Source organism: Proteus penneri (assembly GCF_003144535.1).
GTDB classification, from domain to species: domain Bacteria; phylum Pseudomonadota; class Gammaproteobacteria; order Enterobacterales; family Enterobacteriaceae; genus Proteus; species Proteus penneri.
The window spans coordinates 132,711-138,925 of sequence record NZ_PHFJ01000014.1 but is presented as its reverse complement, the minus strand read 5'-3'; the positions used below and the strand labels follow the sequence as shown (position 1 = coordinate 138,925).

7 protein-coding genes are annotated in these 6,215 nt (G+C 31.1%); 6 read left to right on the top strand and 1 reads right to left on the bottom strand.

What is annotated here, in order from left to right:
- On the top strand, positions 1 to 86 hold an 86-nt coding region (locus tag CUB63_RS15995; RefSeq protein WP_157955987.1), incomplete at its 5' end, for an IS3 family transposase.
- Between the two features lie 87 nt (positions 87 to 173).
- Here the strand turns inward: CUB63_RS15995 and catA are convergent.
- Positions 174 to 815: a type A chloramphenicol O-acetyltransferase gene (catA, locus tag CUB63_RS15990; protein ID WP_006536734.1), complete on the bottom strand. Its 642-nt coding sequence runs from the start codon at positions 813 to 815 to the stop codon at positions 174 to 176.
- A gap of 248 nt (positions 816 to 1,063) precedes the next feature.
- Between catA and CUB63_RS15985 the strand changes: the two genes are divergently transcribed.
- The 5 genes from CUB63_RS15985 to CUB63_RS15965 all read left to right on the top strand — a co-directional run bounded on the left by CUB63_RS15985 (position 1,064) and on the right by CUB63_RS15965 (position 6,153).
- Complete coding sequence (locus tag CUB63_RS15985; RefSeq protein ID WP_072063973.1) at positions 1,064 to 1,549, top strand: hypothetical protein; 486 nt, start codon at positions 1,064 to 1,066, stop codon at positions 1,547 to 1,549.
- 48 nt (positions 1,550 to 1,597) lie between these two features.
- Positions 1,598 to 2,083: a GNAT family N-acetyltransferase gene (locus tag CUB63_RS15980; RefSeq protein ID WP_109400627.1), complete on the top strand. Its 486-nt coding sequence runs from the start codon at positions 1,598 to 1,600 to the stop codon at positions 2,081 to 2,083.
- 192 nt (positions 2,084 to 2,275) lie between these two features.
- Positions 2,276 to 3,184, top strand: a complete 909-nt coding sequence (locus CUB63_RS15975; protein ID WP_109848491.1) for an AEC family transporter — start codon at positions 2,276 to 2,278, stop codon at positions 3,182 to 3,184.
- Between the two features lie 117 nt (positions 3,185 to 3,301).
- Positions 3,302 to 4,627 carry a hypothetical protein gene (locus tag CUB63_RS15970; RefSeq protein WP_109848490.1) on the top strand — a complete coding sequence of 442 codons (1,326 nt, stop codon included), beginning with the start codon at positions 3,302 to 3,304 and terminating at the stop codon, positions 4,625 to 4,627.
- 74 nt (positions 4,628 to 4,701) lie between these two features.
- Entirely contained in the window at positions 4,702 to 6,153 is a 1,452-nt protein-coding gene (locus CUB63_RS15965) for an AMP nucleosidase (RefSeq protein ID WP_006536740.1), read from the top strand.
- Positions 6,154 to 6,215: the final 62 nt, after the last annotated feature.

The window sequence follows — 6,215 nt, the reverse complement described above, 5'->3', positions numbered from 1 at the left end:
TCAAGTATTACAATACTGAACGGATCAAGATAAAATTAAAAGGACTGAGCCCAGTTCAATACCGAACTCAGTCTTTACCTAACTAATTTAAACTGTCCAATAAATTGGGGTCAGTTCATATTGAGATGCTTTTTCTATATTCACACTTTTTACTTATTGAAAATTTCCTTTCGTCAGCCTGAAAAATTATCACATAACTCTTGGAGTTTGTTGATCATTCTAGCTATGTGGAAACCATCACATGTAGCATGGTGCACTTGAATGGATATCGGTAATAAAAACTTGCCACTTTGAAGGGTGTATTTTCCCATAGTGAAAATAGGAGGAAAATAATCTTTTACATTAGCTATATTTAAATTAAATCCATCAAAGCTTACCCATGGGATCATCGAAATGCAGAAATGATTTTCGGGAAAATTAGCTTTTGCGGATAGACTCAGATTATCTTTATATTTTTGATAATCTTGATTATATCCTTGTGAAAAAGAATGCCAATCTTCAAAGTACTCACTCCATAACTCAGAGAAAGTCTCCGTTTTAGGATGAAAAATAGTGTATGCCGGATTGATATAATCCCAAATAACTAATTCATTATCCTTGATCGCCATTCTAGACTCAGGGTAGCTATTAACTGTTTTTGCAATCAAATAGATCATTACCGGATAAAGCTTAAGATTATTTTTATCTAATACTATTTTTAAGACAGTAATATCTATTTTGGTGGTTAAGCTAAAGCCACACTGCACGTTGTGTCGATAATGTAAGAAATGCTCTTTTCTATTCCATTGTTCTAAATCGACTTTTTTATAATTCATATTTAAAGCCCTTCTTGTTAAGTAATAAATTTGTTTTTAACGAAGAAGGGCAAAACGGGTTGTCTGAATAGATAGCATCGTAACTCCTTATGTATTTTATATTTTAGTTAAATAAAGGAAAGTATTGAGAGAAGATTATCACATTAAATATCAAAATTTGAAGGTATTTTTGTGCTTTCATTAGATGATGACATAAGTGTATCATGATAAAAACTATAAAATTACTATTTAAAATGAAGGGATTTATTATGCAAGCTAAACTTGCTTATCAATGGAAACAACAAAGGCGTGGGAGACTTTCTTTTTTAGGACTGGAAATTGCGTGGACAATTTTATTTTCTATTGCAGAGAACTTAGCATATCGATGGTATATATCACTTTATCCTGATAAAGTAGAGTTAATCACTGAAAGAGATTTTTACTACTTATTCTCTTTTACACCATATGGCTTAATAGAAATAATATTTTTAATAACACAAGTCTACATATTTACACTTATTTTATCTCAACGAATAAGAGATATAGGTATAAGCTACCCCGTTATCATTTCTCTTATTTTAACAGTTAGTCCTATTTTATTAACCCCATATTTATTATTTAATGCACCATCTATGTTAATGGTATTACTTTCTATTTTATTAATAACAGGGCTGATCGCTTTACTTGCACCATCAGCCTACAAAGTTGACATCAATAAAGACTCAAAAGAAAATAATAATGAAGTAAATGGTTAAACAGTATTTACTAATTTGAGACTCTTGAACAGAATGAATAAGATGGAAATGAGTATGATTCAACTTAGACTCGCTGAACCACAAGAAGCTAAACGATTGTGGTATTTACGCAATCAAGCACTGCGATTTGGTTGTAAGAATGTTTATCCATCTGAGATTTTAGCTGCTTGGACACCTGATGAAATGCCTGAAGGATATCGGCAGGCCATTATTGGTAATCCATTTTATGTGATTGATTATCAAGAATACAATATTCCTGTTGCTTCGGGTTTTTTAGATGTTAAAACTGGTTTTGCTGAAGCTATTTTCACATTACCCGAATACATGAGAAAGGGATTTGCAGGACTCATTTTAAAACAATTGAAACATGAAGCAATTAAGAGAGGGCAATCCAAGTTATTTTTAGATGCAACCCCTAATGCAGTATCATTTTATTTAAAGCAAGGCTTTAAAGTATTAGAAGGACGTGATTATTATTCTGATTTAGCGAAAGCAAATTTACATTGTTACCGCATGTGTATTGATTTAGAGTAGTTGTTTTTATTTTAATCATCTCAAAAGGATGATTTTTATAATAGACTAAGAATAAAAAAAGCTATTCTTAAAATGCGATATAAATTTATTGTTATCATTTTTTGAATTAGCTTTTATATTAATAACATAAAATAGCAATCCGCATGATGTTGCGATATTGTAAACTATCACAATATCTCTAGGATAAAGACTATGCAAAATGTGTTATTAACGTTATGGCCGTTATTTGCGTTAATTGGGCTCGGTGCAATTTTAAGAAAAAATAAAACGTTTGAACCAGCATTTTGGGTAGGAGCTGAAAAGCTTAACTATTTTTTACTTTTTCCTGCCTTATTAATCAATAGTTTAGCAAATGCACCTTTATCTGATCCTCAATTACCTCATCTTGCTGGGGCTATTTTTTCTGTAGTCATTATTGTCACTATCTTGTGTATTATTTTGAAAAAAATAACAAGCTGGTCTGCTGGCCGCTTTGGTGCGATCGTTCAAGGCAATATTCGATTTAACACTTATTTAGGTTTAGCTATTGTTGCTGATTTATTTGGTGTTGAAGGATTAGGAATAGCCGCCTTGATATTAGCAGCACTGGTTCCTCTATCAAATGTCACTTCAGTACTTTGTTTAACCGCAGGGCAAAATGTGACATTGCGTCAACTAATAGTACCTATCATAAAAAACCCTTTAATCATCTCTTGTATTATGGGGATCATAATAAATCTGTCAGGCGTTGGGCTTCCTTTTGGTAGCGATCAGTTTTTGAAGTTATTAGCCGCAACCAGTTTACCTTTGGGGCTTATTTGTATAGGTGCTGCATTACATCTTTCGACGCTAAAAGCTGAAAGTAAAATGATTGGAGTAAATACAGTTACTCGTTTGCTTATTGTGCCGATAGTAGCATATAGCGTTGCTTATTTTTTAGCTTTATCTCCATTAGTCATGATGCTTTTGGTTATATTTTTTTCGATACCAACGGCACCTACTTCTTATATTCTAACTAGACAATTAGGCGGGGATTCTGAACTTATGGCGGGAATCATTACTTCTCAAACGATATTTGCTTCGATTACATTACCTATTATTTTAAGTTTTTTATTACCATAGAAAAATTCTCGTTATTAAAAAAGTACCATTTTAAAATCAAATGGTATTTTTTTTATATCATAAATTTTATTTCTTGATATTTTAAATTTGATAAATTTAGACTTAGGTATAAAAATTATGGAAATCAATGGTGTCTCAATTCCCCGTTGCAGAATAGAGAAGATAAAAAATGCAGATGATCCATTAATGGCACGAACGTTATGGGAAAAAATAAAAAACTGGTTTGGTATTGGACAAGAAGTGACTGTTATTTTATTAATTAAAGATACTTTTTTTAATCTTGAAACAACTGCATTGGATAAAATAAAAGGATTTTGTCAATTAATGAATTTTTCATCTGATTTGTATAAAGAGAGATTTTTCATTGAAAAAAAAGAGGATAGGGTAACTTTTTCTATTCTTTTGAATGAAACTCACAATGATGAAAAAATAGAGTTTTCATATAATATTAATGAGGATGGATTTCAAGGGATAAAATTAATCGCGGACATAATCATAGCATTGAAAAAGAATGGGTTTAATGATTTACTTATTGATGCTATAAATAAATTTTTAAAAATCGATGTGAAAGATAACGAAAATGATAAAATTAAAAAAGAAATTATCATTGGATTAATAAAAGATAATATTGATAGATTCAAGGGTGAGAGTAATTTCAATAGAGATTATATATTAAAAAATAAATTGTATAAAGAATCCAAATTTGATTGTGATCTATTTCCATATAAATTAAAAAATCTGATTGAAAATGAAAAAAAAGAAATAGACAAATCAATACATAATAATCTGTTGGAAAAAATAGAACTTGAATTATTTAAAGATCTATCAAGGATGAACTTGAGTATTAATACTATTCCAATTGCTGACCTAGAAAATAAACCACAAGATTTAGATGAGATAAAATTCAAGGAGTTAGAATTCGAGAAATTAAAAAATGAATTTGAAAATTTGGATGGGAATGATAAAGAAATAATTTATTCCTTATTATATCAAAAAGGACTTCTTGAATTTAAATTATTTTTGATAGAGCAAGATCCATTTTCTGGATTAATTAATGTTCCTTATTCAGGAAAAACAACAATAAATGTTATCAAAGAGGATAGTAAAAATAAAATAAGAATTGAAATAGAAAATAAAAAATCATTACAGGATAAAAGTACTAATGATATAGAAAATATAAATAATTTAATAAATACAGAGTTAGCGTATGTTAATGAACAACACTATAATTTAGTCAATCTCGTTAGTGAGGAGCTTGTAGAAAAGCCTTTTTCATTGGATAAATATTCGAAGGTTACTGAATCTGACGATAGTCTTCCAGAGTTATTATCAGTCGGAGATAAAAGTACGTTAGAAGATCATACAAAATTAATTTTCGAATATGATTTTGAAAATAAACACTTATTCTTGATAATAAAAGCAAATATGAATATGCGATCTTGAAATATTGACTATTGGGCTAAACAGAGCTTCTTGCTATCATGTAGATAAACCAATAATAAGCAAGAGGCTCTTTTATGTCACAACCTCATGATCCAGAAATTCAAAAAATTATTAATCAATTAAAACAACAATATCAAAATGCTGTTGATGCTTTACGCAATGCAATTATTGATTATGCCCAAGATGGAAAATTACCAGATATAAAACAAAGAGCTGAAGGTATATTTGCTTATCCTCAATTAACTGTACATTGGTATGGTGAAGTTAAAATAGAAGATAAAACACGCGCTTATGGTCGATTATCAAAATCAGGTCATTATTCTACCACGATTACTAATCCTGCCTTATTTGAGAATTACTTATCAGAACAACTTCAACTTATTGCTGATGCTTATCATGCTACTTTTGAAGTAACCGCTTCAAAACAAGAAATTCCTTATCCTTTTGTGATCGATGGAACAGGTATTGGTTTTGATAGAAAGATGAGTGCCTCTTTAGCAAAATATTTTCCAACAACTGATTTATCTAAAATCGGTGATGAAATTACTGATGGTTTAATTTGTGATAGGGAAATGTTGCCACTTTCTCATTTTGATGCGTTACGTACTGATTTCTCATTAGCGCGTTTAAAACATTATACAGGTACATTACCTGAAGACGTTCAACCCTATATTTTATATACGAATTATAATCGTTATGTTGATGAATTTGTTCGTTGGGCTTGCGATCAAGTTGCGGATGAAAATAGTCCATATTGTGCACTTTCCTGTGCTGGGTTTCAGCGAATTACAGCAGAAACTGTTGATCCTGAAAAGTTAATATCTGATTTAACTTGGAAGAAATATCAAATGCCAGCCTATCATTTAATAGCTAAAGAAGGTCCCGGAATAACATTAGTTAATATTGGTGTTGGCCCTTCAAATGCTAAGACAATTTGTGATCACCTAGCTGTTTTACGTCCTCATGTTTGGTTAATGATTGGTCATTGTGGTGGATTACGTGAAAGCCAACAACTTGGTGATTATGTTTTGGCTCATGCTTATTTACGCGATGATCATATTTTAGATGACATTTTACCTCCTGATATTCCTATCCCTAATATTGCTGAAGTACAACGTGCACTTTATGATGCGACGAAAATGATCAGTGGTAAGCCGGGGCATGAAATAAAACAAAGATTAAGAACAGGAACTGTTGTTACAACGGATGATCGCAACTGGGAATTACGTTTTTCGGTTTCAGCAAGAAGATTTAACTTAAGTCGCGCTGTCGCTGTTGATATGGAAAGTGCCACAATTGCTGCACAAGGTTATCGTTTTCGGGTTCCTTATGGCACTTTATTGTGTGTATCAGATAAACCATTGCATGGTGAAATAAAATTACCAGGTCAGGCTAATCATTTTTATGAAGGGGCTGTATCCGAACACCTGCAAATTGGTATTCAAGCTATTGAATTACTTAAACAAGAAGAGAGTAATTTACACTCTCGTAAATTAAGAACATTTAATGAGCCACCGTTCAGATAAAGAGTAAGCAATAAAAATCCCTAATTATGAACGGAAACCGATAATTGGGGATTCTTAAGAAG

Excerpts from the sequence above, each read along its gene's own strand:
- catA (WP_006536734.1), bottom strand. The coding sequence starts at position 815 with ATGAATTATAAAAAAGTCGATTTAGAACAATGGAATAGAAAAGAGCAT.
- CUB63_RS15985 (WP_072063973.1), top strand. The coding sequence starts at position 1,064 with ATGCAAGCTAAACTTGCTTATCAATGGAAACAACAAAGGCGTGGGAGA.
- CUB63_RS15980 (WP_109400627.1), top strand. The coding sequence starts at position 1,598 with ATGAGTATGATTCAACTTAGACTCGCTGAACCACAAGAAGCTAAACGA.
- CUB63_RS15975 (WP_109848491.1), top strand. The coding sequence starts at position 2,276 with ATGCAAAATGTGTTATTAACGTTATGGCCGTTATTTGCGTTAATTGGG.
- CUB63_RS15970 (WP_109848490.1), top strand. The coding sequence starts at position 3,302 with ATGGAAATCAATGGTGTCTCAATTCCCCGTTGCAGAATAGAGAAGATA.
- CUB63_RS15965 (WP_006536740.1), top strand. The coding sequence starts at position 4,702 with ATGTCACAACCTCATGATCCAGAAATTCAAAAAATTATTAATCAATTA.